Below are 21,682 nucleotides of genomic sequence, written 5' to 3' on the forward strand. Positions count from 1 at the left end.
CCGGCCTGGCGAGCGCGTCCGGACGTGGCCCCTCGACGCCCCGCGCGGGGCGTCTACCAGGCCTGGGGGTTGGCCATGGCCCGGGCCAGGGCCTCGTCCAGGGCGCGGGCGGTGCCCTCGACGTCGAGGTGGGAGTTGTCGATGATCGGCAGGCCGGATCCGTACCAGCCGGCCATCCGGCCGTGGATCCGGGCCACTTCCTCGTCGGAGAGCCGGCGGTTGCCCGCCCGGGCGGCGTTGCGCTCCAGGACGATGTCGAGGCCGGGGAGCAGCACCACGGGCAGTAGACCGGCCCCCACGTGCCGCTTCCAGCCGCCGAGGCCGACCACGGGCCGGTCGGGGAAGACGGCGTCGTCGAGGATGCAGGAGATGCCGTTGGCCAGGAAGTTGCGGGCGGCGAAGCCGCAGGTGCGTCGGGCCAGGCGGTACTGGGCCTCGGAGTGGTCGTTCCACCCGGACTGGGGGTCCGCGAAGCCCGAGCGGACCCATTCGCGGACGTCGTCCAGGCTGACGTGGGCGGTCGGCACCGGGCGGGTGTTCGCCCAGTGCCGGGCCACGGTGGTCTTGCCGGCCCCCGCCGGGCCGATGAGCAGCACGGCGAGGACGGCGCCGCCGGTCCCCGGACCGGGGGGCACCGGCGGCGCGGCCGCAGGCAGCGGGACGTGTCCCGTGGCCTCGGGCACGGGGACCACCGGCCATCCCTGTGCGGGGGGTATCGGCGGCTGCGGGGGCCCCGCCGGTTGCTGAACCGGCGGACCCCACTCCCCCACTCCGTGCTGCATCCGCGCCACTCCGTCTCGTTCAGGCGACTGATGCGAGAACGTTATCTCAGGCCTCGACCTCTTCGGCCAGCGCGCGCAGCGCCAGCCGGTAGGAGCCGAGCCCGAACCCCGCAACGGTCCCGGTGGCCACGGCCGCGATGACCGAGGTGTGCCGGAACTCCTCACGGGCGTACGGGTTGGAGATGTGCACCTCGATCAGGGGCGCGGTCCGCTGGGCGGCCGCGTCCCTCATGGCGTACGAGTAGTGCGTGAAGGCGCCCGGGTTGATGACGACGGGCACCTTGCCGTCCGCCGCCTCGTGCAGCCAGCGCACGAGCTCGCCCTCGTCGTTGGTCTCGCGGACCTCCACGGCGAAGCCGAGCTCCTCGCCCACGGTGCGGCAGCTCTCGACGAGACCGGCGTACGAGGTGGCCCCGTAGACGTCGGGCTCGCGCGAGCCGAGCCGGCCCAGGTTCGGGCCGTTCAGGACGAACACGCGCCGGGTCACGCCGCGACCTCGCCGAAGGCGGCGAACAGCACGGCCGGGTCGGGCCCTTCCAGGACGGTGGGCTTGCCCAGTCCGTCCAGGACGATGAAGCGCAGCATGTCGCCGCGGGACTTCTTGTCGAGCTTCATCGTCTCCAGCAGCTTGGGCCACTGGTCGCCGCGGTAGGTCAGGGGCAGTCCGACGGAGGCCAGCACGGCCTTGTGCCGGTCGGCGGTCGCGTCGTCCAGGCGCCCGGCCAGCCGGCCCAGTTCGGCCGCGAAGACCATGCCGACGGAGACGGCCGCGCCGTGGCGCCACTTGTAGCGCTCGTTCTTCTCGATCGCGTGCGCGAGGGTGTGGCCGTAGTTGAGGATCTCGCGCAGTCCGGCTTCCTTGAGGTCGCTGGAGACCACGTCGGCCTTGACCCGGATGGAGCGCACGATCAACTCGGCGGTGTGCGGACCGTTGGGCGTACGGGCCGCCTGCGGGTCCTCCTCGACCAGGTCGAGGATCACCGGGTCGGCGATGAAACCGGCCTTGATGATCTCGGCCATGCCGCTGACGTAGTCGTTGACCGGCAGCGAGTCCAGGGCGGCGAGGTCGCAGAGCACCCCGGCCGGCGGGTGGAAGGCGCCGACGAGGTTCTTGCCCTCGGCGGTGTTGATGCCGGTCTTGCCGCCGACGGCCGCGTCCACCATCGCCAGGACGGTGGTGGGGACGGCGATCCAGCGCACCCCGCGCAGCCAGGAGGCCGCGACGAAGCCCGCGAGGTCGGTGGTGGCGCCGCCGCCCACGCCGACGATGACGTCGGTGCGGGTGAAGTTGGACTGCCCGAGGGCCTTCCAGCAGTACGCCGCGACCTCGATGGTCTTGGCCTCCTCGGCGTTCGGCACCTGGATGGCGACGGCCTCGTAGCCCTGCGCCGCCAGGTCGTCCCGCAGTGCCTCACCGGTGGAGGCCAGGGCCTCCGGGTGGATCACGGCGACCCGGCGGGCCTTCGTGCCGATCAGGGAGCCGAGCTCGCCGAGCAGCTGCCGGCCGACCAGCACGTCGTACGCGTCGTGCCCGGCGCTCGCGCCGACGTTGATCCGCGTCACCTGGTCTGTCATACGTCCTTCAACTCCAGAGCGTCGAGGACCGCCTGGGCGACCTCTTCGGGGGTGCGGTCGTCGGTGGCCACCACGACGCGCGCGACTTCGGTGTACAGGTGGCGCCGGGCGTCCATCAGCTCGCGCCACTGGCGGCGCGGGTTGACGGCGAGCAGCGGGCGCGCGGCGCCGAGGCCGACGCGGCGCACGGCCTCCTCGACGTCCATCGACAGGTAGGCCACGGGCAGCCCGACGAGCAGCTCGCGGGTGCCCGCGTCGAGGACGGCGCCGCCGCCGAGGGCGAGGACCCCCGCGTGCTCGGCGACGGCGGCCGCGACGGCCTGCCGTTCCAGCGCGCGGAAGTGCGGCTCGCCCTCGTCGACGAAGAGGTCGGAGATCTCCCGGCCGGTGGCCGCGACGATGTCGGCGTCGGTGTCCCGGTAGGGGACGCCCAGGCGGTCGGCGAGCAGGCCGCCGACCGTGGACTTGCCGGACCCCATGGGTCCGACGAGGACGACCAGTGGTCCGGTGGCCGTCACCGGATCTGCAGGTTGTCGAGGTAGGAGCGCACGTTGCGGCGGGTCTCGGGGACGGAGTCGCCACCGAACTTCTCCACGACGGCGTCGGCCAGGACCAGGGCGACCATGGCCTCGGCGACGATGCCGGCGGCGGGCACGGCACAGACGTCGGAGCGCTGGTGGTGCGCGACGGTGGCCTCGCCGGTGGCCACGTCGATGGTGGCGAGGGCCTTCGGCACGGTCGCGATGGGCTTCATCGCGGCCCGTACGCGCAGCAGCTCGCCGGTGGTCAGACCGCCCTCGGTGCCACCGGAGCGGCCGGAGGTGCGGCGGATGCCCTCGGGGGTGGAGACGATCTCGTCGTGGGCCTGCGAGCCGGGCACGCGGGCCAGGTCGAAGCCGTCGCCGACCTCCACGCCCTTGATGGCCTGGATGCCCATCAGGGCGGCGGCGAGGCGGGCGTCGAGGCGCCGGTCCCAGTGGACGTGCGAGCCGAGGCCGACGGGCACGCCGTAGGCGAGGACCTCGACCACACCGCCGAGGGTGTCGCCGTCCTTGTGGGCCTGGTCGATCTCGGCGACCATCGCCTTCGACGCGTCGGCGTCGAGGCAGCGCACCGGGTCGGCGTCGAGCCGGTCGACGTCGGCGGGGGTCGGGTAGACGCCGTACGGGGCCTTGGCCGCGGCCAGCTCGACCACGTGCGAGACGATCTCGATGCCGGCGACCTCCTTGATGAAGGACCGGGCGACGGCGCCGAGGGCCACGCGGGCGGCCGTCTCACGGGCGCTGGCGCGCTCCAGGATCGGGCGGGCCTCGGAGAAGCCGTACTTCTGCATGCCCGCGAGGTCGGCGTGGCCGGGGCGGGGACGGGTGAGCGGCGCGTTGCGGCCGGTCTCCTTGAGCAGCGAGGGGTCGACCGGGTCGGCCGACATGACGGTCTCCCACTTCGGCCACTCGGTGTTGCCGATCATCACGGCGATCGGGGAACCCTGCGAGAGCCCGTGACGGACGCCGCCGAGGAAGGTGATCTCGTCCTGCTCGAACTTCATCCGGGCACCGCGGCCATAGCCGAGTCGACGCCGGGCCAGGTGATCGGCCACCAGCTCGGTGGTGACCGGGACGCCGGCGGGAAGACCCTCCAGCGTCGCGACCAGTGCCGGTCCGTGCGACTCTCCTGCGGTCAGCCAACGCAACCTGCTCAACGATGCTCCTCTTGCTCGCGCCTGGCACTGCGGCGGCGCGATCGGGTGCGCGGCCCTGACCCGCCGTACCCCCGATCCTCCCACGTCCGACCCGGTATCCCGGCGCCCGGTCCAACAGTCGGACGCCCGGTGCGGCCTTGGGGCGCCCCGGGTGCGACGGGGGCGGGCCCGGAAGGTGCGTCAGGAGGCCTTCCCGCGGTCCCGCAGCCAGGTGAAGGCCGTCCAGGCTCCCATCAGGCCGGCCACCGACAGGATCGTGATCTTCGCCCAGGCCGGCAGGGAGCCGAAGGCCACCCGCGTCAGGCCGATGAGCGCGAGCGGCACGTCCCACTTCGATGCCAGGACCAGGTCCACCTGGTCCGTCGTTCCCCCGCCCACAAGGTCCCCTCACGCTTGGAATCGCAGGAAACGATCTTAGACGACGGTGCGTTCAGTGCCGGGCCGCGAGGGCCGCCTCGCCGGCGGCGCGCATGGCGGTCAGGGGGCCCGGGGTGCGGCCCGTCATCTGTTCGACCTGGAGCACGGCCTGGTGGACCAGGAGGTCCAGCCCGCCCACCAGTGCGCCACCGCGGCCCGACCAGGCGGCGGCCAGTGCGGTGGGCCAGGGGTCGTAGAGCACGTCGAAGAGGGTGCCGGGCGCCTCGGGCACGGCGCCGGCGAGGGCGTCCGTGGCGCCGGCCGGGGTGGTGGCGATGACCAAGGGGGCGGTCAGGGCCCCGGCCGCCCGCGACCAGTCGGCGGTGCGGACGGGGACGCCGAGCCGCTCGCCCCACTCCCGCATCTCGTCGGCCCGGGCGCGCGAGCGTACGTACGCGGTGACCTCGCCGGTGCAGATCCGCGCGAGCGCGGCGAGCGCCGACGAGGCGGTGGCCCCGGCACCGAGGATGGCGGCGGAGGCCACCTTCTCGACCCCGCGCTCGTGCAGGGCCGCGACGATGCCGGGGATGTCGGTGTTGTCGCCGAGGCGGCGGCCGTCCTCGGTGAGGACGACCGTGTTGACCGCCTCCACCGAGGCGGCGGTGTCGCTGACGCCGTCGAGCAGCGGGATGACCGCCCGCTTGAGCGGCATCGTCAGCGAGAGCCCGGCCCACTCCGGGCCGAGCCCCGCCACGAACCCGGGGAGCGCGGCCTCGTCGATCTCGAACCGGTCGTAGGACCAGTCGTCGAGGCCTAGCTCCCGGTAGGCGGCGCGGTGCAGCACCGGTGAGAGGGAGTGCTCGATGGGCGAACCCAACACCGCGGCCCGTATCCGTGACATGTACTGCTACCCGCCGTTCTTCTGCTTCTGCCGTGCCTGGAACTCGTCGGCGAGCTTCTGGTGCTCCTCGTAGGTCTTGGTGAAGGTCGTCTTGTCACCGTCGACCGACACGAAGAACATCCAACCGCCGTGGTCCGGGTTGAGCGTAGCGGTCACCGCGTCCGCACTCGGGTTGGCGATCGGGCCGGGCGGCAGCCCCTTCACGAAGTGCGTGTTGTAGGGGTGGTCGAACCCCTGCGCTTCCTTGAGGTTGAAGTTGATCTCGCTCTGGTTCTTCACGTAGTTGTACGTCGAGTCGAACTGGAGCTTCTGGTTCGTGACGTCGTTGGTCTTCTTGAGGCGGTTGTAGACCACCTCCGCCATCTTCCGGAAGTCGTCGTGGTTCTTGCCCTCGGCGTTGACGAGACTCGCGATCGTGATCACCTGGAGCGGGTTCTCCAGGCCCATGTTCTTGGCCTTGGCCTCGACCCCGAGCTCCGCGTACTTGTCCGAGGCGTTCTTGACCATCTGCTTGAGCAGCGACTCGGGGGTGCTGTCCTTGCTCAGGTCGTAGCGCGTCGGGTACAGGAAGCCTTCGAGCGGGTCCATGATCTTCGGGTCGTTGTTCGCCCAGGCCGGCAGACCGAAGTTCTTGGCCTCACGCTTGGCGATGTCCAGCGTGGTGCCCTCCTGCTTGCCGAGCTTCTTGTCGATCGCCGCGTAGATCTGGGCGTTGCGCCAGCCCTCGGGGACGGTGAGGACGTTGAGCTTGGTGGGGTCGATCATCACCTCGACGGCCGCTCGCGCGGACATCTTCTTCTTCAGCGTGTAGACGCCGGGCTGGATCGACTTGCCCTTGGGGTTGGCGGTCGCCGCGTCCACGAAGGACTGGGCGCTCGCGACCACGCCGGCGCCCTTGAGGATGCGACCCATCTGGCCGAGGCCCGCGTTCTTGGGGATCTCCACCTCGACGGACTCGTCCGAGCCCTCGCCCGCGAAGTCCTCGGCCGAGGCGAACCGCTCCTTGATGTACGAGTAGCCGTAGTAACCGCCACCGCCGAGCACGGCCATGACGACGACCGCGGCGATCAGGCAGTTGGGGCCCTTGCGTCTGGGTTTGCCGCCCTTGCCGCGGCCCGCCCGCCGGCCACCGCGGCCGCCGGGCTCGTCGCCGTCGTCCGAGCCCCGGCCGCCCGTCGCGAGGAAGGACTCCTCGGGCTCCTCGTCCAGGGGCTCCTCGACCGGGTCCGGCTCCAGGTGGCGCAGGCCGGGCGGGGTCGGCGGCGGATAGGCGTCCGCCGTCGGGTACAGGTCGGGGGCCTCGCCCTGGTAGCCCGCGAGGGGCTGTTGGGCGTACGGCTCGGAGCCCGCGTACGGGTCCGCCTGGACGGCGGCCATGTAGGGGACCTGGTCGGGCGCCGGCACCCAGAGCTGCCCCTGGGTGTCGTACATCGGCTGCTGTTGGGGGTGCTGGGCGTACCCCTGCTGCTCCGCGTACTGCTGCTGCACGTACTGCTGGTGCTGCTGCTGCTGCACGTACTGCTGCTGTTGCTGCTGCTGCGCCTGCGCGTACTGCGGATCCTGCGGAGGGGCCTGGCCGTACTGCGGCTCCTGCGGGTACTGCTGCTGGAGCGGGTCGACGCCGTAAGGCACCTGGCCCTGCTGGGTCTGGGGCGCGGCCCATCCCTGGTCCCCGTAGAGGGGGTCCTCGGGGTGCCACGGTTCGGAGCCACCGCCCCGGCCATACTCGGTCATCGGTCCCCTAGAGCCGCGAGACGAAGGCCACGGCCTCTCTCGGCCGCGACACCCGGTGCCGCCTCTTTAGTGGTGGGCGACGGCTGTTCGAATGCCGTCTCATCGCGCGGAACGTTACCGTATCGCGATCAGACAACCACTTCGACGCACTCACCGGGCGGATTACCTGATACCCGTTCGGTCTCCAGGGCGTTCTGCAAGATGACGATCGCGGCTGCCTGGTCGATGACCGAGCGGCCCTTCTTCGCGTTCTTCCCCGCGGCCCGCAGGCCCTGGGCGGCGGTGACCGTGGTCATCCGCTCGTCGACCAGACGGACCGTCACCGGCTTGATGCCCTTGGCCAGCTCGTTGGCGAAGACCCGCACCTTGGCCGCGGCCGGCCCCTCCCGCCCGCTGAGCGAGCGGGGGAGGCCGACCACGACTTCGAGGGGCTCGTACTCCGCGACGAGCTGCCGCAGCCGCCGGTGGGCGAAGGGGATGTCCCGTCCCGGGACGGTCTCCACCGGTGTGGCCAGCACCCCGTCGGGGTCGCAGGAGGCGACCCCGATCCGGGCGTCGCCCACGTCGATGGCCAGTCGGCGACCGCGGCGCAGCGTCATCGTCAGACCGTCTCGACGACGAGGCGTTCGACCGCGGCGATGGCCTCGGGCACGGCGGCCGGGTTCTGGCCACCGCCCTGGGCGACGTCCGGCTTGCCGCCGCCGCCACCACCGAGGGTCTTGGCGGCGGTGCGGACCAGGTCGCCGGCCTTGAGGCCGCGCTCGCGGGCGGCCTCGTTGGTGGCGATGACGGTCAGCGGGCGGCCGTTGGCCGTGGTGAAGAGGGCCACGACGACGGGACGGTCCCCCTGGATGCGCCCGCGGACGTCGAGGACCAGCTTGCGCAGGTCGTCGGCGCCGGTGCCGTCCGGGACGGTGCCCACGACGAGGGCGACGCCGCGGATGTCCTGGGCGCCGGCGGCGAGACCGGCGGCGGCCTGGAGGACCTTCTCCGCGCGGAACTTCTCGATCTCCTTCTCGGCGTCCTTCAGCTTGCCGAGCATGGAGGCGATCTTCTCCGGCAGCTCCTCGGGGCGGCCCTTGACCAGCTCCTGGAGCTGGGCGACGACCGTGTGCTCCTTGGCGAGGAAGTTGTACGCGTCCACGCCCACCAGGGCCTCGACGCGGCGCACGCCGGAGCCGATGGAGGACTCGCCGAGCAGCTTGACCAGGCCGAGCTGGGCGGTGTTGCCGACGTGCGTGCCGCCGCACAGCTCCTTGGAGAAGTCGCCGATGGTCACGACGCGCACGCGCTCGCCGTACTTCTCGCCGAACTCGGCGATGGCGCCCTGCTTCTTCGCCTCGTCGATGCTCATGATCTCGGCGGTGACGTCGAGCTCGCGCGAGAGCACGTCGTTGATCTTCTGCTCGACGTCGGTGAGGACCGTGCCGGGGACGGCGTTCGGGGAGCCGAAGTCGAAGCGGAAGCGGCCGGGGCTGTTCTCGGAGCCGGCCTGGGCGGCCGTCGGGCCGAGGGCGTCGCGCAGCGCCTGGTGGGTCAGGTGCGTGGCCGAGTGGGCGCGGGCGATGGCCCGGCGGCGGTTGATGTCGATGGCGGCGTACGCGGAGGCGCCCACCGTCACCTCGCCGACCTGGACGACGCCCTTGTGCACGGAGACACCGGGGACGGGCTGCTGGACGTCGCGGACGACGATGACGGCGCCCGAGTCGAGCTTGATGCGGCCCTGGTCGGCGAGCTGGCCGCCGCCCTCGGCGTAGAAGGGGGTGCGGTCGAGGACGACCTCGACCTCGTCGCCCTCGGAGGCGGCGGGCGCGGAGACGCCGTTGGCCAGGAGGCCGACGATGGTGGACTCGCCCTGGGTGGTGGCGTAGCCGGTGAACTCGGTGGCGCCGGAGCCGTCGGCGATGGCCCGGTAGGCGGACATGTCCGCGTGGCCGGTCTTCTTGGCCCTGGCGTCGGCCTTGGCCCGGTCGCGCTGCTCCTGCATCAGGCGGCGGAAGCCGGGCTCGTCCACGGCGAGGCCCTGCTCGGCGGCCATCTCCAGGGTGAGGTCGATCGGGAAGCCCCAGGTGTCGTGGAGCAGGAACGCCTTGTCGCCGGAGAGGACGGTGCCGCCGCCGGCCTTGGTCTCGCTGACGGCGGTGTCAAGGATGTTCGTGCCGCCCTTGAGGGCCTTCACGAAGGCGGCCTCTTCGGCGAGCGCGACGGTCTCGATGCGCTTGCGGTCGGTGACCAGCTCCGGGTACTGCTGCCCCATCGTGCCGATCACGACGTCCACGAGGTCCTGGACGACCGGGCCGGTGGCGCCCATGAGGCGCATGTTGCGGATGGCGCGGCGCATGATGCGTCGCAATACGTAGCCGCGACCCTCGTTGCCGGGGGTGACTCCGTCGCCGATGAGCATGACGGAGGTGCGGATGTGGTCGGCGACCACGCGCATCGAGACGTCGGTGCCCTGGGCGGCGCCGTACTGGACACCGGTCAGCTCGGTGGCCTTGTCCATGACCACGCGCAGGGTGTCGGTCTCGTACATGTTCTGCACGCCCTGCAGGATCATCGCGAGGCGCTCGAGGCCGAGGCCGGTGTCGATGTTCTGCGAGGGCAGGTCACCGAGGATCGGGAAGTCTTCCTTCCCGTCGCCCGCGCCGCGCTCGTACTGCATGAAGACCAGGTTCCAGATCTCCACGTAGCGCTCGTCGTTGGCGGCGGGGCCGCCCTCGATGCCGAACTCCGGGCCGCGGTCGTAGTTGATCTCCGAGCACGGGCCGCAGGGGCCGGGGACGCCCATGGACCAGAAGTTGTCCTTCTTGCCCAGGCGCTGGATGCGCTCGGCGGGCACGCCGATGACCTCGCGCCAGATCCGCTCGGCCTCGTCGTCGTCGAGGTAGACCGTGATCCAGAGCTTCTCGGGCTCCAGGCCGTAGCCACCGTCCGCCACGGAGCTGGTGAGCAGCTCCCAGGCGTACTTGATGGCGCCTTCCTTGAAGTAGTCCCCGAAGGAGAAGTTGCCGCACATCTGGAAGAACGTGCCGTGGCGGGTGGTCTTGCCGACCTCTTCGATGTCCGGCGTACGGACGCACTTCTGCACGCTCGTGGCGCGCGGAGCCGGAGGCTTGGTCTCACCGAGGAAGTACGGCTTGAACGGGACCATGCCCGCGTTGACCAGCAGCAGAGTCGGGTCGTCCGCGATGAGCGACGCCGAAGGGACAACGGCGTGACCGCGCTCCTCGAAGAAGCTCAGCCAGCGGCGGCGGATTTCTGCCGACTCCATCAGTGGTCCTCATTCCGGTTGTACGTAACCGCCGAGCGGTTCGTGCGGGGGGTGGTCTGGTCGTTCGGGTCGTGCTCGATCGCCCGCAGTCGGCGCGGCCCGGGAAGGGCGGTGACGTTGTCGGGGCGGTCGGGGTCCTGGGTGAGACCCAGTACGTCGTTCAGCTCGTCCTCGCGCTGCGTCATTCCCGCCTTGACGTCGAGGGCGAAGTCCTTGAGGCGGTGGCCGGCTTCGACGGCCTTGTCGGCGGCCTGCACGGCGAGGCTCTCCGGGGTCAGCTTCTTGAGCTGACGGTTGACCTTGGTGGTGGCCCACACGCCGGCTGCGGCGCCTGCGGTGAACCAGAAGGCTCGGCGGAACATCGGAGGTCTCAGCCCTTTCGGTTCCGGCGCCGGGCGGCCGGCACCGTACGGCCGACGACGACGGTTCGCCGGGATGTCTTGGGGGGTGCGTCCTGTGTCCGGCCCAGCGCCTTGCGCACGCCGTAGCCGAAGGCCGCGACCTTGACCAGCGGGCCGCCGAAGGTGGAGGCCACGGTGGAGGAGAGCGCGGAGGCGTTGGAGGTGACCTCCTGGACGTCGCTCGCGATGGCGTCGACGCGGTCGAGCTGGGTGCGCGCGGAGCGCACCGTGGTCGAGGCGTCCGCCAACAGCGGGACGGCCTGCTCGGTGACCTCGGCCACCAGTCTGGTGGTCGCCTTGAGCACCTGGGCGAGCCTCACCAGCACCACGGCGAGGAAGGAGACCAGGATGGCCCAGAAGACGGCCACGAGGATCCCGGCCACTTCTCCACCGGTCACGTTGCACCGCTCCCTGAACCTAGAAGATCTACGGAGAAAACTCTGCTCCGACCCTATCGCGCCGGGCATCGGCCGCAGAACCGGAATTCCGGGGGGCGAAACGGGAAAACCCGCCGCCCCCCGGAGGGGACGGCGGGCTGACACCAGCCTGTGAGGGCTACGTCTGCCGGATGATCAGCGGGCGTAGTACTCGACGACGAGCTGCTCGTCGCAGATGACCGGGATTTCCTTGCGGTTCGGGTCGCGGTCCAGGCGGAAGGCCAGGGCCTTCAGGTTGACCTGCAGGTAACGGACGGTCTCGCCCTCACCCGCGTAGCCACCCTCGCGGGCAACCTGGAACGGAACCTTCTCGCGGCTGCGCTCGCGCACCGTGATGACGTCGTCCGGACGGACGCGGAACGACGGCTTGTCGACCTTGTCGCCGTTGACCTCGATGTGGCCGTGAACGACCATCTGGCGCGCCTGGTAGATGGTGCGGGCGATGCCCGAACGCAGGACCAGGGCGTCGAGGCGACGCTCGAGCTCGACGACCAGCGCCTCGCCCGTCTTGCCTTCGGCCTTCTTGGCGCGGTCATACGCGCGGGCCATCTGGCGCTCGGAGATGTCGTACTGCGCGCGCAGACGCTGCTTCTCCAGCAGACGAACCTTGTAGTCCGAGTTCTGCTTGCGGCCACGGCCGTGCTCGCCCGGCGGGTAGGGGCGGGCCTCGAAGTACTTGACGGCCTTCGGGGTCAGCGCAATGCCGAGGGCACGCGACTTCTTGACCTTGGGTCGCTTCTGGTTCACGTGGAACCTACCTCCATGTAAGTTAGGTGAGGCTTACCTTAGCGAGGAGGACGTAATGTCTCGACCACATGGGATCCCCCTGCCCAGTGCGCATCGAAGTTCAGATCCAAACGAAACAGGATCTGCTTTCGACGACGGTAGGCAAGGTCAGCCGCGTCCCAGGGAAGGCGTTCGGCAGCTCACCGGAGCCGAACGCGTACGAACCCTCGTAGAGTCCAACGCCTCAGTATCCCTCACCCTGCCGGATGCTCGTGACACGCACGAGCCCGACGAGTTCGGGGCAGGAGTGCCGGTCACACGGACCGTCACCCCGGACGGGGACGTGATTCTCCTTGTTTCCGGGGAATCCGCGGCAGCCAGGGCCGCCGCTCACGCCCAGGACGACGACCTCACCGCCGTGATCGAGATCACGGACGTGGCGCCGGTGTCCGTGCCCCATCGTATCCGAGGCCTCGCCCGGCTGACCGGGTGGCTGACCCCGGTGCGCGGGGACGACCGCGCCGGCTGCGCCGCGCTGCTCGCCGAGCGCCGGCCCGTGGGCGAGCTGCTGGGGATGTCCGAGTCCCTGGACGCCCCCCACAGCGGCCGTCCCGCCTGGATGATGCTGCGCCTGGAGGTCGGCGAGATCCGGGTGGAGGACCTGTGGGGCTCGGAGTCCGTGGACCCGGACCACCTCGCCGGAGCCGAGCCCGACCCGATGACCGCCCACGAGGCCGAGCTGCTCCAGCATCTGAACGCCGCCCACGCCGACCGGGTCGCCGACCTGTGCGGGCTGCTCGGCGCCCGGGCGAGCGCCGGGATGACGGCGGTACCGCTGGCGCTGGACCGGCTCGGACTGCGGGTGCGCTTCACCGAGGGCCCGGGCAGCGCCCCCTTCGACGCCCGCTTCGACTTCCCCGAGCCGGTGGCGGACGTCTGCGGCCTGCGCCGGGCGATGCACCACCTGTTCGCCGCCGCCTCTCACTGAGGGCAGTCGGCGAGCAGTTCCCCGAGGGCGAGCTTCTCCGGCGGGGTCACCGAGAGTCCGTACTTGGCCTTGATCCCGGTGTAGCGGCGCCCGTACTCGCACCAGTACGCCCGACGGGGCGGCCGCCACTTGTCGGCGGTCTTGCTGCCCTTGTCGTAGTTGGTCTGCTTGTCCGCGGCGAGCAGCACGTCGAGGTCGTTGGCGTACTCCAGCCTGCGCTGCGGGGTCCACGCGTACGCGCCGCCCCGCCAGGCGGCGCCCAGGGCCACGACGTGGTCGGTCTGGATCTGCGAGGCGCGCCGGTAGGAATAGGGGAGCTGCTTGCCGGTGTACGGATCGTGGAGCACCCCGGACACCACCACGCAGGGGTTGCGGTCGCCCTCCCGCAGCTCGCTCAGGTCCCGGCGCAGTACGTCGTCGCGGGTGTCGCAGCCGTTGCGCCCGCCGATGGCGTCGGTCTCGTCCGACCAGTACCTGCCGAAGTTCTCCCGCTTGTACGTCTCCCAGTTCTTGCCCCACTCCACCGGGAGCCCGCCCAGTTGCTTCCCGGCGGTGGCGGCGGTCGGGGGGAAGCCCGGGCTCGCGAGCGGGACCCCGGCGACCAGCGCCGCCGCGCTCGCCCGGGCCCCTTCCGCGTCCTCGTGGTGGCAGCCGGCGAGCAGCAGCGCGGCGGTCACGGCGAGGAGCGGGGCCCGGTGTCGCATGCGAGGGAGCCTAAGGGCTGTCCCGTCATCCCCGCCGGGTCAGGACCCGCCGCGCAGGCGTTCGCGGACCTTGTCCACCACGTCGGCGTAGCGGGCCTCGGCCCCGTAGCGGGTGGGCTCGTAGTACCGCTTGCCGTGGATCTCGTCCGGCGCGTACTGCTGGGCGGCGATGGCTCCGGGGACGTCGTGCGGGTACACGTACCCGACCGCGTGGCCGAGCTTGGCCGCCCCCTTGTAGTGACCGTCGCGCAGGTGCGTCGGCACGGTCCCGACCAGGCCGGCGCGTACGTCGGCCAGCGCGGCCCCGATCGCGGTCGTGGCGGTGTTCGACTTGGGGGCCAGCGCCAGGGCGATGGTGGCGTGCGAGAGGGTCAGGGCGGCTTCCGGGAAGCCGATCATGGCCACGGCCTGGGCGGCGGCCACGGCGAGGGGCAGGGCCGAGGGGTCGGCCAGGCCGATGTCCTCGCTCGCGGAGATCATCAGGCGGCGGGCGATGAACCGGGGGTCCTCCCCCGCGTCGATCATCCGGGCCAGGTAGTGCAGGGCCGCGTCCACGTCGGAGCCCCGGATCGACTTGATGAGGGCGCTGGCCACGTCGTAGTGCTGGTCGCCGTCCCTGTCGTAGCGGACCGCCGCGCGGTCCACGGCCTCCTCCACGGTTTGGAGGGTGATCTCTCCCTCGCCTTGGGCGATGGCCGAGCCGGCGCCGGCCTCCAGGGCGGTCAGTGCCCTGCGGGCGTCGCCGCCGGCGATCCGCAGCAGGTGCGCCTCGGCGTCGGCGGGCAGGGTGACGGCTCCCCCGAGTCCGCGTTCCTCGGTGAGCGCCCGCCGCATGAGGGCGCTGAGGTCCTCGTCGGTCAGCGGTTCCAGGGTGAGCAGGAGGGAGCGCGACAGCAGCGGGGAGATGATCGAGAAGTACGGGTTCTCGGTGGTCGCGGCGATCAGGGTGACCCAGCGGTTCTCGACGGCCGGCAGCAGGGAGTCCTGCTGGGCCTTGCTGAAGCGGTGGATCTCGTCGAGGAAGAGGACGGTCTCCTTGCCGTACCCGCCGGCGGCGCGCTTGGCGCCCTCGATGACGGCCCGGACCTCCTTGACCCCCGCCGTGATCGCGGACAGTTCCACGAACCGCTTGCGGGTGGCCTGGCTGACCACGTAGGCGAGGGTGGTCTTGCCGATGCCGGGCGGGCCCCAGAGGATCACCGAGGAGGCGCCGGCCGGTCCGCCGTCACCCTCCTCCACCAGACGGCGCAGGGGCGAGCCCGGTTTCAGGAGGTGCTGCTGGCCGACCACCTCGTCCAGGGTGCGCGGGCGCATCCGGACGGCGAGCGGGGAGCTCGCGGGGTCCTTCTCCCGCCGGTCCTCGGCAGCTGCGGTGAAGAGGTCTGGTTCCACACCGAAAGCCTATGCGAGGCCGCTGACAGTGCGGGCCGGGCGGCTCAGGAGGTCCAGAAGTCCCACCAGCGGGTCAGGATCAGCATGCCGATGATCCCGACGTGCAGGACGGGCAGCACCCAGGTGAACTCGTCGAAGAAGCTCCGGAGCCAACCGGGGGCGGGCAGCAGCCCCTGGCGCACGTTGTGCGCGGTGACGTACCAGAACATGACGATGGTGGCGACCCAGGCCAGGCAGCACCACAGGCACAGCGAGTTGATGTTGTAGAGGGACTGGTAGGTCAGCCAGGCGCAGAACACGACGCCGAAGAGGGTGCCCGCGTTCAGGGTCAGCCAGTACCAGGGGCGGAAGCGGGCGCCGGCGAGCAGGCTCATCCCGACGCAGACCACGATCCCGTAGGCGACGAGGCCCATCATCGGGTTGGGGAACCCGAAGGCGGAGGCCTGCTCGCTCTTCATGATGTTGCCGCAGGAGACGATCGGGTTGAGGCTGCACCCCGGCGTGAAGTTCGGGTCCTCCAGCAGCTTGAACTTGTCGATGGTGATCACCCACGCGGCGAGCAGTCCCGCCGCTCCGGTGATCACGAGGAGCAGGGCCAGGGCCCGGCTGCCGCCGAAGGTACGCGGAGCGGTGTCCGCGCCGGCGCCTGTAGTCGTCATAACCGCCCGCTCCACATCTGCAAGGTCATCAAGCACGGGCCATTGTGCCGTACGGGCCCCCTCGTCCACCGTTCGAAAGGGATAAGGACGACGGAGGGCGGGCCGGGGACGTGATGTCCCCGGCCCGCCCTCCGGGCACGGGCGTCAGGCCAGGCGGGCCTGGACCTCGGTGATCAGGTCGGCCAGGGCGACCGGGGTCTGCTCGCCGGCCTCCATGTCCTTGAGCTGGACGACGCCCTCGGCGAGGTCGCGCTCACCGGCGACGACGGCGAAGCGGGCGCCCGAGCGGTTGGCGTCCTTCATGGCGCCCTTGAGGCCCTTGCCGCCGAACGCGAAGTCGGCCGCGATCCCGGCCCGACGCAGCTCGGTGACCTTCCCGAACAGCACCCGGCGGGCTTCCTCGCCCAGGGCGACCGCGAACACCGCGGTGGCGGCCGGGATGTCCAGCTCCACGCCCTCGGCCTCCAGGGCCAGGACGGTGCGGTCCACGCCGAGCGCCCAGCCGACCGACGGCAGCGCCGGTCCGCCGATCATCTCGGACAGGCCGTCGTAGCGCCCGCCGCCGCCGACCGCGGACTGCGAGCCGAGGCCGTCGTGGACGAACTCGAAGGTGGTGCGGGTGTAGTAGTCGAGCCCGCGCACCAGCTTCTCGTCGTCCTCGAAGACGACCCCGGCGGCCGTGATCAGCGCCCGGACCTCCTCGTGGTACGCCTTGCAGGCCTCGCACAGGTATGCGCGCAGCGCGGGCGCGCCGACCAGCTGCTTCTGCACCTCGGGGCGCTTGTCGTCCAGGACGCGCAGCGGGTTGATCTCGGCGCGGCGGACGGTCTCCTCGTCGAGGTCGAGCCCGCTCAGGAAGGCCTGGAGCGCCTCGCGGTAGACAGGGCGGCACTCCTTGTCGCCGAGCGAGTTCAGCAGGATGCGGAAGTTGCGCAGGCCCAGGGTGCGGTAGGCCTGGTCCGCCAGGATGATCAGCTCGGCGTCGAGCGCCGGGTCCTCGGCACCGATCGCCTCGGCGCCGACCTGCGAGAAGTGGCGGTAGCGGCCCTTCTGGGGGCGCTCGTAGCGGTAGTACGAGCCCGAGTACCAGAGCTTGGCCGGCAGGTTGCCCTGCTTGTGCAGGCTCGCCTCCAGCGCCGCGCGCAGCACGGAGGCGGTGCCCTCCGGGCGCAGGGCGAGGTTCGAGCCGCCCTTGGTGGTGAGGGTGAACATCTCCTTGGTGACGATGTCGGTGGACTCGCCGACGCCGCGCGCGAAGAGGTTCACGTCCTCGAAGCCGGGGGTCTCGATGTAGCCGTACCCGGCCTTGCGCAGCGGGGCGGAGATCGCCTCGCGGACCGCCAGGTACTTGGCCGAGTAGGGCGGGATCAGGTCGTACGTGCCCTTGGGGGCCTTGAAGGTGCTCACGGAAGTCTCGTCACATTCCTCGTCGTGGAGCGGCGGTGCCGTCTCCGAGGCCGGACGCGACCTCCCGCAGGTACGGGTTGGTCGCGCGCTCACGGCCGATGGTGGTCTGGGGACCGTGGCCGGACAGCACCACCGTCGAGTCCTCCAGCGGCAGGCACACGCGGGCCAGCGACTGGAGGATCTCGGCGTGGGAGCCGCCGGGCAGGTCGGTGCGTCCGATGGAGCCGGCGAAGAGCAGGTCACCCGAGAAGAAGACCGGCGGCACGTCGGCCGCCTCGGGCATCCGGAAGGTCACCGACCCCTTGGTATGCCCGGGCGCGTGCGCCACGGAGAACTCCATCCCGGCGAGCTTCAGGCTGCTGCCGTCGGTCAGCTCGCGGACGTCGTCCGGCTCGCCCACGGTCAGCTCCCCCATGAGCGGCATCCCGATGGAGCGGCCGAGGGCCTTCTCCGGGTCGCTCATCATGTAGCGGTCCTCGGGGTGGATCCAGGCCGGTACGTCGTGTGCTCCGCAGACCGGGACCACCGAGGCCACATGATCGATGTGGCCGTGGGTCAGGACGACCGCGACGGGCTTGAGCCGATGCTTCTTCAGCGTCTCCTCGACACCCTGGGTGGCCTGGTGGCCGGGGTCGATGATCACGCACTCCTCGCCTGCGGCGGGGGCGACCAGATAGCAATTGGTCCCCCAGGCCCCGGCGGGGAACCCGGCAATCAGCACGTTCGTCCTCAATCGTCGTCCGGTGGGAGGCAGCGGATCGGAATCTGCTGATCAGAGCCTACCGGCGCCCCTCATTACACAGCGAACCCATATACGGTACGGCCTAACCCAGCCCGGACAGCGGTACCAGAGACGCACAAGGAGACGACCCGGTGGTCACGAGCGATCAGCGTCGGCGACAGCTCGCCAGGGAGAAGTACGAGCGCCAGCAGCAGCGGCGGGCCGAGGCCCGACAGAAATCCCGTCGGCGCCTCGCGGTCATCGGCGCGGCCTCGGCCGTGGTGATCGCCGCTGTGGTCGGTCTGATCGTCGGCGGCGTGTTCGACGGCGAGGACGGGACGAAGGAGCCCGCGGCGGACTCCGCCTCCCCCTCGGCCTCGCCGAAGCCCAAGAAGTCCCCGCCCGCGATGGCGATCGACACCAAGGCGAAGTACACCTTCGACCTGAAGACGAGCGCGGGCGACGTGAAGTTCGAGATGGACGCGGCGAAGACCCCGCAGACCGTCAACTCCTTCAAGTCCCTCGCGGACCAGGGATTCTTCGACAAGACCAAGTGCCACCGCCTGACGACCGGCGGGATCTTCGTCCTCCAGTGCGGCGACCCGGAGGGCACCGGCATGGGCGGCCCCGGCTACACCATCCCGGACGAGAACCTGGACGCCCTGGGCAAGCCGAACGAGCAGGGTCAGGTGATCTACCCGGCCGGCACGGTGGCGATGGCCAACACCGGCCAGCCCGGCTCCGGCGGCAGCCAGTTCTTCCTCGTCTACAAGGACAGCCCGCTGGCCCCCTCCTACACCCCGTTCGGCAAGATCGACGCCGCCGGGCTGAAGGTCCTGGAGGACGTCGCCAAGGCCGGCACGGCCGACGGAGCGCAGGACGGCGCCCCGAAGACCCCGGTCACCATCGAGAAGGGCACCGTCACCCAGAACTGATCGGGCACGCGGCCCGGGCCCGGTCGGACGCCCCCGTACGTCGATATTCCGTCGTGCGGGATGCGGACAGCCGGCCCGGCGGTCGCCTATGTTGGCGTTGTGCAGGGCGGGCGCTGCCCGCCCCAGGAAACTGTGGACGATGCCCGGGGGTGAACCCCCACGGGCATCAGGTGGAGGAGGCGCTGTGAGCAGCGACCCGTGGGGCCGAGTCGACGAGACCGGCACCGTGTACGTGCGTACTTCCGACGGCGAGCAGGTCGTCGGTTCGTGGCAGGCGGGCACCCCTGAGGAGGCCCTGGCCTACTTCGAGCGCAAGTACGAGGGCCTGGTGGTCGAGATCGGCCTCCTCGAACGGCGGGTGCGGACCACCGATCTGTCCGCCAAGGACGCCCAGACGGCCATCGAGCACCTGCGCACGCAGGTGGACGAGCACCACGCCGTCGGCGACCTCGCCGCACTGCGCGTCCGGCTCGACAAGCTGGTGGCGACGGTCGACTCGCGGCGCGAGGAGCGCAAGGTCGAGAAGGCCAAGCAGGCCGACGAGGCCCGTGGGGCCAAGGACGCCCTGGTCGTCGAGGCCGAGGAGCTGGCGCAGAGCGACCAGTGGCGCAGTGCCGGTGAGCGGCTGCGCGCCCTCGTGGACATCTGGAAGGGCCTGCCGCGGCTCGACCGCAAGTCCGACGACGAGCTGTGGCACCGCTTCTCCCACGCGCGTTCCGCCTTCTCCAAGCGCCGCAAGGCGCACTTCGCCGCGCTGGACGCCCAGCGCGAGGACGCCCGCAAGGCCAAGGAGAAGCTGGTCGCGGAGGCCGAGTCGCTGTCGAAGTCGACGGACTGGGGTCCGACCGCGGCCCGCTACCGCGATCTGATGGACAGCTGGAAGGCGGCCGGCCGGGCGCAGCGCGAGTCCGAGGACGACCTGTGGAACCGCTTCCGCGGTGCGCAGGACGTGTTCTTCGCGGCCCGCGGCGAGGTCTTCGCGGAGCGCGACGCCGAGCAGATCGAGAACCTGAAGCTGAAGGAGGAGCTGGCCGTCGAGGCGGAGAAGCTCGTCCCGGTGACGGACCTCAAGGCGGCCCGCGCCGCGTTCCGCTCGCTCAACGAGCGCTGGGAGGCCATCGGTCACGTCCCGCGTGACGCCCGCCCGAAGGTCGAGGGTCGGATGCACACGGTGGAACGGGCCATCCAGGAGACCGAAGAGGGCGAGTGGCGGCGTACGAACCCGGAGGCGCGGGCCCGTGCGGCCGGTCTGACGGGCCAGCTGCAGGCGGCCGTCGACAAGCTGCGCGGACAGGTCGACTCCGCGCGCGCGGCGGGCAACAACTCCAAGGCGGACAAGCTGTCCCGCGAGCTGGAGGGCCGCCAGGCGCTGCTGGACCAGGCACTCAAGGGCCTGGAGGAGTTCGGGGGCTGACGCACCGGCCTTCCCGGTCGTACGTCCGGCGGGGCGCCACCGATCGACTCGGTGGCGCCCCGCCGTTTGCGCGGGGCGCGGATGTGCGTCCTACTTGTTACCCGGATTCAACACAGGGTGCGCGCGGGGAGCACCCACCACCTGTGTACCGTTGTACGGTGCCGCCCCGGCGGCCTTCTGCCGGGCGACGACCAGGATTGAATGTGACGCATACCCAGATACGCGCTGATGTCCCAGCCTCACTACTCGTTGCCGAGCCGCTCCCCCGCACGAAGGACTCCGGACTCCGAGGCGTCGGACGGCGCGTACTCGCCAACCTGAAGCGTGCGCGGAAGGCACTGCTGATCCACATCGCGCTGCGCGCGACCGGACTGGCCGTCATGGCGTTCTGGGCCCAGCGCAAGCACGTGCAGCCGTTGGAGATCCTGGGCGGGCGCTGGGACGCCGTCTACTACCTGCACATCGCGCAGAACGGGCTGACGACCCCGATCGCCACGCCGTCGCCCTGTGCCTTCGCGGGGCCGAGCTGCCAGATGGCGTTCTTCCCCGTCTATCCGATGATGATCCGCTGGACCTCGTACGTCACCGGGCTGCCCATGAACTGGGTGGCGATGGGGCTGGCGCTGCTGGCCTCGGTGGTCGCGGCGTGGGGCATCTTCGCCGTCACCGACAAGATCTACGGGCGCCGGGTGGCGCTGTTCACCTGCGCCCTGTTCGCGATCGTGCCGGCCGCGATGGTCCAGTCGATGGCGTACACCGAGCCGCTCTTCCTCGCCCTGTCCGTGTGGGCGATGTACGCGGTGATGACGAAGTCCTGGGTGACGGCCGGTGTGCTGGCCTTCTTCGCCGGGGCGACCCGCCCGTCCGGTTCGGCCATCGTCGCGGCCGTGGTCCTGGCCGGGGTCTGGGAGTACGTGCAGTGGCGCCGCAAGCGGCGCGTGCAGCGGCCCCCGGTGGGCCGGATCGTCACGGCCTCGCTGATCGCCCCGCTCGGCTGGTTCGGGTACGTGGGCTACGTGGGCTGGCACTTCGGCCGCTGGGACGGCTACTTCGAGCTCCAGCGGCGGTGGGGTTCCGTCTACGACGGCGGCTTCGACACCCTGAACGAGCTGAAGAAGACCTTCACCGAGGTGCACACCACCCTCAACCACGTGGTGGTCTCGCTGACCGTCGTCACCTCGCTCGTGCTGTTCGTGCTGATGACGCGCAGGCGCCGGCCCCCGATGGTCGTGTGGATCTTCGCCGCCATGATCATGCTGATGGCGCTGGGCGGCGCGGGCTTCTACTTCTCGAAGATGCGCTTCATCATGCCCGCGTTCCCGCTGCTGTTCCCCTTCGCGTTGGCGCTCGCCAGAGCTCGCCGGAGCACGGTGCTGTGGATCATCGGCTCCGCGACGGTGGTCTCCGCGCTCTTCGGAGGCAACCTCAACTTCGTCTGGTGGGGCTGTCCCTGATCCCCCGCCCGGTGCCGGCGGGGGGGGGGGGGGCCCCCCCCCCGCCGGGGGGGCGCCCCCCCCCCCCCGGCCCGGGGGGGGCACCCCGCGGGGCGGGGCCCCCCCGCCGACCTGCGGGCGGGCGG

At 71.1% G+C, this 21,682-nt stretch carries 22 protein-coding genes; 4 read left to right on the forward strand and 18 right to left on the reverse strand.

Annotation, left to right across the window (positions count from 1 at the left end; all coding sequences use genetic code 11):
• Positions 1–53: 53 nt before the first annotated feature.
• The 13 genes from ACIOD1_RS26830 to rpsD all read right to left on the reverse strand — a co-directional run bounded on the left by ACIOD1_RS26830 (position 54) and on the right by rpsD (position 11,904).
• On the reverse strand, positions 54–782 hold the full coding sequence (locus ACIOD1_RS26830; protein WP_365629761.1) for an AAA family ATPase: 729 nt from the start codon (positions 780–782) through the stop codon (positions 54–56).
• A gap of 46 nt (positions 783–828) precedes the next feature.
• Positions 829–1,269 carry a type II 3-dehydroquinate dehydratase gene (aroQ, locus tag ACIOD1_RS26835; protein ID WP_365629764.1) on the reverse strand — a complete coding sequence of 147 codons (441 nt, stop codon included), beginning with the start codon at positions 1,267–1,269 and terminating at the stop codon, positions 829–831.
• The gene (aroB, locus tag ACIOD1_RS26840) at positions 1,266–2,357 is read right to left on the reverse strand and encodes a 3-dehydroquinate synthase (protein ID WP_365629767.1); all 1,092 of its coding nucleotides are present in this window, start codon (positions 2,355–2,357) and stop codon (positions 1,266–1,268) included. Before aroB ends, aroQ begins: the two co-directional genes overlap by 4 nt.
• Positions 2,354–2,836 carry a shikimate kinase gene (locus ACIOD1_RS26845; protein ID WP_401905260.1) on the reverse strand — a complete coding sequence of 161 codons (483 nt, stop codon included), beginning with the start codon at positions 2,834–2,836 and terminating at the stop codon, positions 2,354–2,356. The genes aroB and ACIOD1_RS26845 overlap by 4 nt, the downstream gene beginning before the upstream one ends.
• Before the next feature lie 35 nt (positions 2,837–2,871).
• Positions 2,872–4,056: a chorismate synthase gene (gene aroC / locus ACIOD1_RS26850; RefSeq protein WP_365629768.1), complete on the reverse strand. Its 1,185-nt coding sequence runs from the start codon at positions 4,054–4,056 to the stop codon at positions 2,872–2,874.
• 180 nt (positions 4,057–4,236) lie between these two features.
• Positions 4,237–4,434: a hypothetical protein gene (locus tag ACIOD1_RS26855; RefSeq protein WP_365629771.1), complete on the reverse strand. Its 198-nt coding sequence runs from the start codon at positions 4,432–4,434 to the stop codon at positions 4,237–4,239.
• A 52-nt stretch (positions 4,435–4,486) separates the two neighbouring features.
• On the reverse strand, positions 4,487–5,314 hold the full coding sequence (locus ACIOD1_RS26860) for a shikimate dehydrogenase (protein ID WP_401905113.1): 828 nt from the start codon (positions 5,312–5,314) through the stop codon (positions 4,487–4,489).
• A 6-nt stretch (positions 5,315–5,320) separates the two neighbouring features.
• Positions 5,321–7,048 (reverse strand): endolytic transglycosylase MltG, encoded by a 1,728-nt coding sequence (gene mltG, locus ACIOD1_RS26865; protein WP_401905116.1) that lies wholly within the window; start codon positions 7,046–7,048, stop codon positions 5,321–5,323.
• 128 nt (positions 7,049–7,176) lie between these two features.
• Positions 7,177–7,647, reverse strand: coding sequence for a Holliday junction resolvase RuvX (gene ruvX, locus ACIOD1_RS26870; protein WP_365629780.1), 471 nt, complete (start codon positions 7,645–7,647; stop codon positions 7,177–7,179).
• A 2-nt stretch (positions 7,648–7,649) separates the two neighbouring features.
• A complete protein-coding gene (alaS, locus tag ACIOD1_RS26875; RefSeq protein ID WP_401905119.1) occupies positions 7,650–10,319 on the reverse strand; it encodes an alanine--tRNA ligase in 2,670 nt (889 codons plus the stop codon).
• Positions 10,319–10,681: a DUF6167 family protein gene (locus ACIOD1_RS26880; RefSeq protein WP_401905121.1), complete on the reverse strand. Its 363-nt coding sequence runs from the start codon at positions 10,679–10,681 to the stop codon at positions 10,319–10,321. Before ACIOD1_RS26880 ends, alaS begins: the two co-directional genes overlap by 1 nt.
• Before the next feature lie 8 nt (positions 10,682–10,689).
• Complete coding sequence (locus tag ACIOD1_RS26885; protein ID WP_365629789.1) at positions 10,690–11,118, reverse strand: DUF948 domain-containing protein; 429 nt, start codon at positions 11,116–11,118, stop codon at positions 10,690–10,692.
• Positions 11,119–11,292: 174 nt separating this feature from the next.
• Positions 11,293–11,904, reverse strand: a complete 612-nt coding sequence (gene rpsD / locus ACIOD1_RS26890) for a 30S ribosomal protein S4 (RefSeq protein ID WP_215033005.1) — start codon at positions 11,902–11,904, stop codon at positions 11,293–11,295.
• Between the two features lie 286 nt (positions 11,905–12,190).
• Here rpsD and ACIOD1_RS26895 point away from each other — a divergent pair, with 286 nt between their 5' ends.
• Positions 12,191–12,871 carry a DUF2470 domain-containing protein gene (locus ACIOD1_RS26895; RefSeq protein WP_401905124.1) on the forward strand — a complete coding sequence of 227 codons (681 nt, stop codon included), beginning with the start codon at positions 12,191–12,193 and terminating at the stop codon, positions 12,869–12,871.
• On the opposite strand, the gene ACIOD1_RS26900 is transcribed toward ACIOD1_RS26895, so the two are convergent.
• From ACIOD1_RS26900 to ACIOD1_RS26920, 5 genes are all read right to left on the reverse strand, one after another.
• Complete coding sequence (locus tag ACIOD1_RS26900; protein WP_365629796.1) at positions 12,865–13,575, reverse strand: HNH endonuclease family protein; 711 nt, start codon at positions 13,573–13,575, stop codon at positions 12,865–12,867. The two genes, ACIOD1_RS26895 and ACIOD1_RS26900, sit on opposite strands and share 7 nt — an antisense overlap.
• A 39-nt stretch (positions 13,576–13,614) precedes the next feature.
• Entirely contained in the window at positions 13,615–14,967 is a 1,353-nt protein-coding gene (locus tag ACIOD1_RS26905) for a replication-associated recombination protein A (RefSeq protein WP_401905126.1), read from the reverse strand.
• 44 nt (positions 14,968–15,011) lie between these two features.
• Complete coding sequence (locus tag ACIOD1_RS26910) at positions 15,012–15,626, reverse strand: vitamin K epoxide reductase family protein (RefSeq protein ID WP_365629802.1); 615 nt, start codon at positions 15,624–15,626, stop codon at positions 15,012–15,014.
• 144 nt (positions 15,627–15,770) lie between these two features.
• The gene (gene hisS / locus ACIOD1_RS26915) at positions 15,771–17,033 is read right to left on the reverse strand and encodes a histidine--tRNA ligase (RefSeq protein WP_365629805.1); all 1,263 of its coding nucleotides are present in this window, start codon (positions 17,031–17,033) and stop codon (positions 15,771–15,773) included.
• 10 nt (positions 17,034–17,043) lie between these two features.
• Positions 17,044–17,754, reverse strand: a complete 711-nt coding sequence (locus ACIOD1_RS26920; RefSeq protein ID WP_365629808.1) for an MBL fold metallo-hydrolase — start codon at positions 17,752–17,754, stop codon at positions 17,044–17,046.
• A gap of 152 nt (positions 17,755–17,906) precedes the next feature.
• Here ACIOD1_RS26920 and ACIOD1_RS26925 point away from each other — a divergent pair, with 152 nt between their 5' ends.
• The 3 genes from ACIOD1_RS26925 (at position 17,907) to ACIOD1_RS26935 (ending at position 21,557) form a co-directional block, all read left to right on the forward strand.
• Positions 17,907–18,689 carry a peptidylprolyl isomerase gene (locus ACIOD1_RS26925; protein WP_365629811.1) on the forward strand — a complete coding sequence of 261 codons (783 nt, stop codon included), beginning with the start codon at positions 17,907–17,909 and terminating at the stop codon, positions 18,687–18,689.
• A gap of 184 nt (positions 18,690–18,873) precedes the next feature.
• Positions 18,874–20,103 carry a DUF349 domain-containing protein gene (locus ACIOD1_RS26930; RefSeq protein ID WP_365629814.1) on the forward strand — a complete coding sequence of 410 codons (1,230 nt, stop codon included), beginning with the start codon at positions 18,874–18,876 and terminating at the stop codon, positions 20,101–20,103.
• A 203-nt stretch (positions 20,104–20,306) separates the two neighbouring features.
• Positions 20,307–21,557: a hypothetical protein gene (locus tag ACIOD1_RS26935; RefSeq protein WP_365629817.1), complete on the forward strand. Its 1,251-nt coding sequence runs from the start codon at positions 20,307–20,309 to the stop codon at positions 21,555–21,557.
• The last annotated feature ends 125 nt before the right edge of the window (positions 21,558–21,682 follow it).

It is taken from the genome of Streptomyces sp. NPDC088097 (genome assembly GCF_044741845.1).
In the GTDB taxonomy this organism is placed as follows: Bacteria; Actinomycetota; Actinomycetes; order Streptomycetales; family Streptomycetaceae; genus Streptomyces.

Excerpts from the sequence above, each read along its gene's own strand:
- ACIOD1_RS26830 (WP_365629761.1), bottom strand. The coding sequence starts at position 782 with ATGCAGCACGGAGTGGGGGAGTGGGGTCCGCCGGTTCAGCAACCGGCG.
- aroB (WP_365629767.1), bottom strand. The coding sequence starts at position 2,357 with ATGACAGACCAGGTGACGCGGATCAACGTCGGCGCGAGCGCCGGGCAC.
- ACIOD1_RS26845 (WP_401905260.1), bottom strand. The coding sequence starts at position 2,836 with ATGGGGTCCGGCAAGTCCACGGTCGGCGGCCTGCTCGCCGACCGCCTG.
- ACIOD1_RS26860 (WP_401905113.1), bottom strand. The coding sequence starts at position 5,314 with ATGTCACGGATACGGGCCGCGGTGTTGGGTTCGCCCATCGAGCACTCC.
- mltG (WP_401905116.1), bottom strand. The coding sequence starts at position 7,048 with ATGACCGAGTATGGCCGGGGCGGTGGCTCCGAACCGTGGCACCCCGAG.
- ruvX (WP_365629780.1), bottom strand. The coding sequence starts at position 7,647 with ATGACGCTGCGCCGCGGTCGCCGACTGGCCATCGACGTGGGCGACGCC.
- alaS (WP_401905119.1), bottom strand. The coding sequence starts at position 10,319 with ATGGAGTCGGCAGAAATCCGCCGCCGCTGGCTGAGCTTCTTCGAGGAG.
- ACIOD1_RS26880 (WP_401905121.1), bottom strand. The coding sequence starts at position 10,681 with ATGTTCCGCCGAGCCTTCTGGTTCACCGCAGGCGCCGCAGCCGGCGTG.
- ACIOD1_RS26900 (WP_365629796.1), bottom strand. The coding sequence starts at position 13,575 with ATGCGACACCGGGCCCCGCTCCTCGCCGTGACCGCCGCGCTGCTGCTC.
- ACIOD1_RS26910 (WP_365629802.1), bottom strand. The coding sequence starts at position 15,626 with ATGACGACTACAGGCGCCGGCGCGGACACCGCTCCGCGTACCTTCGGC.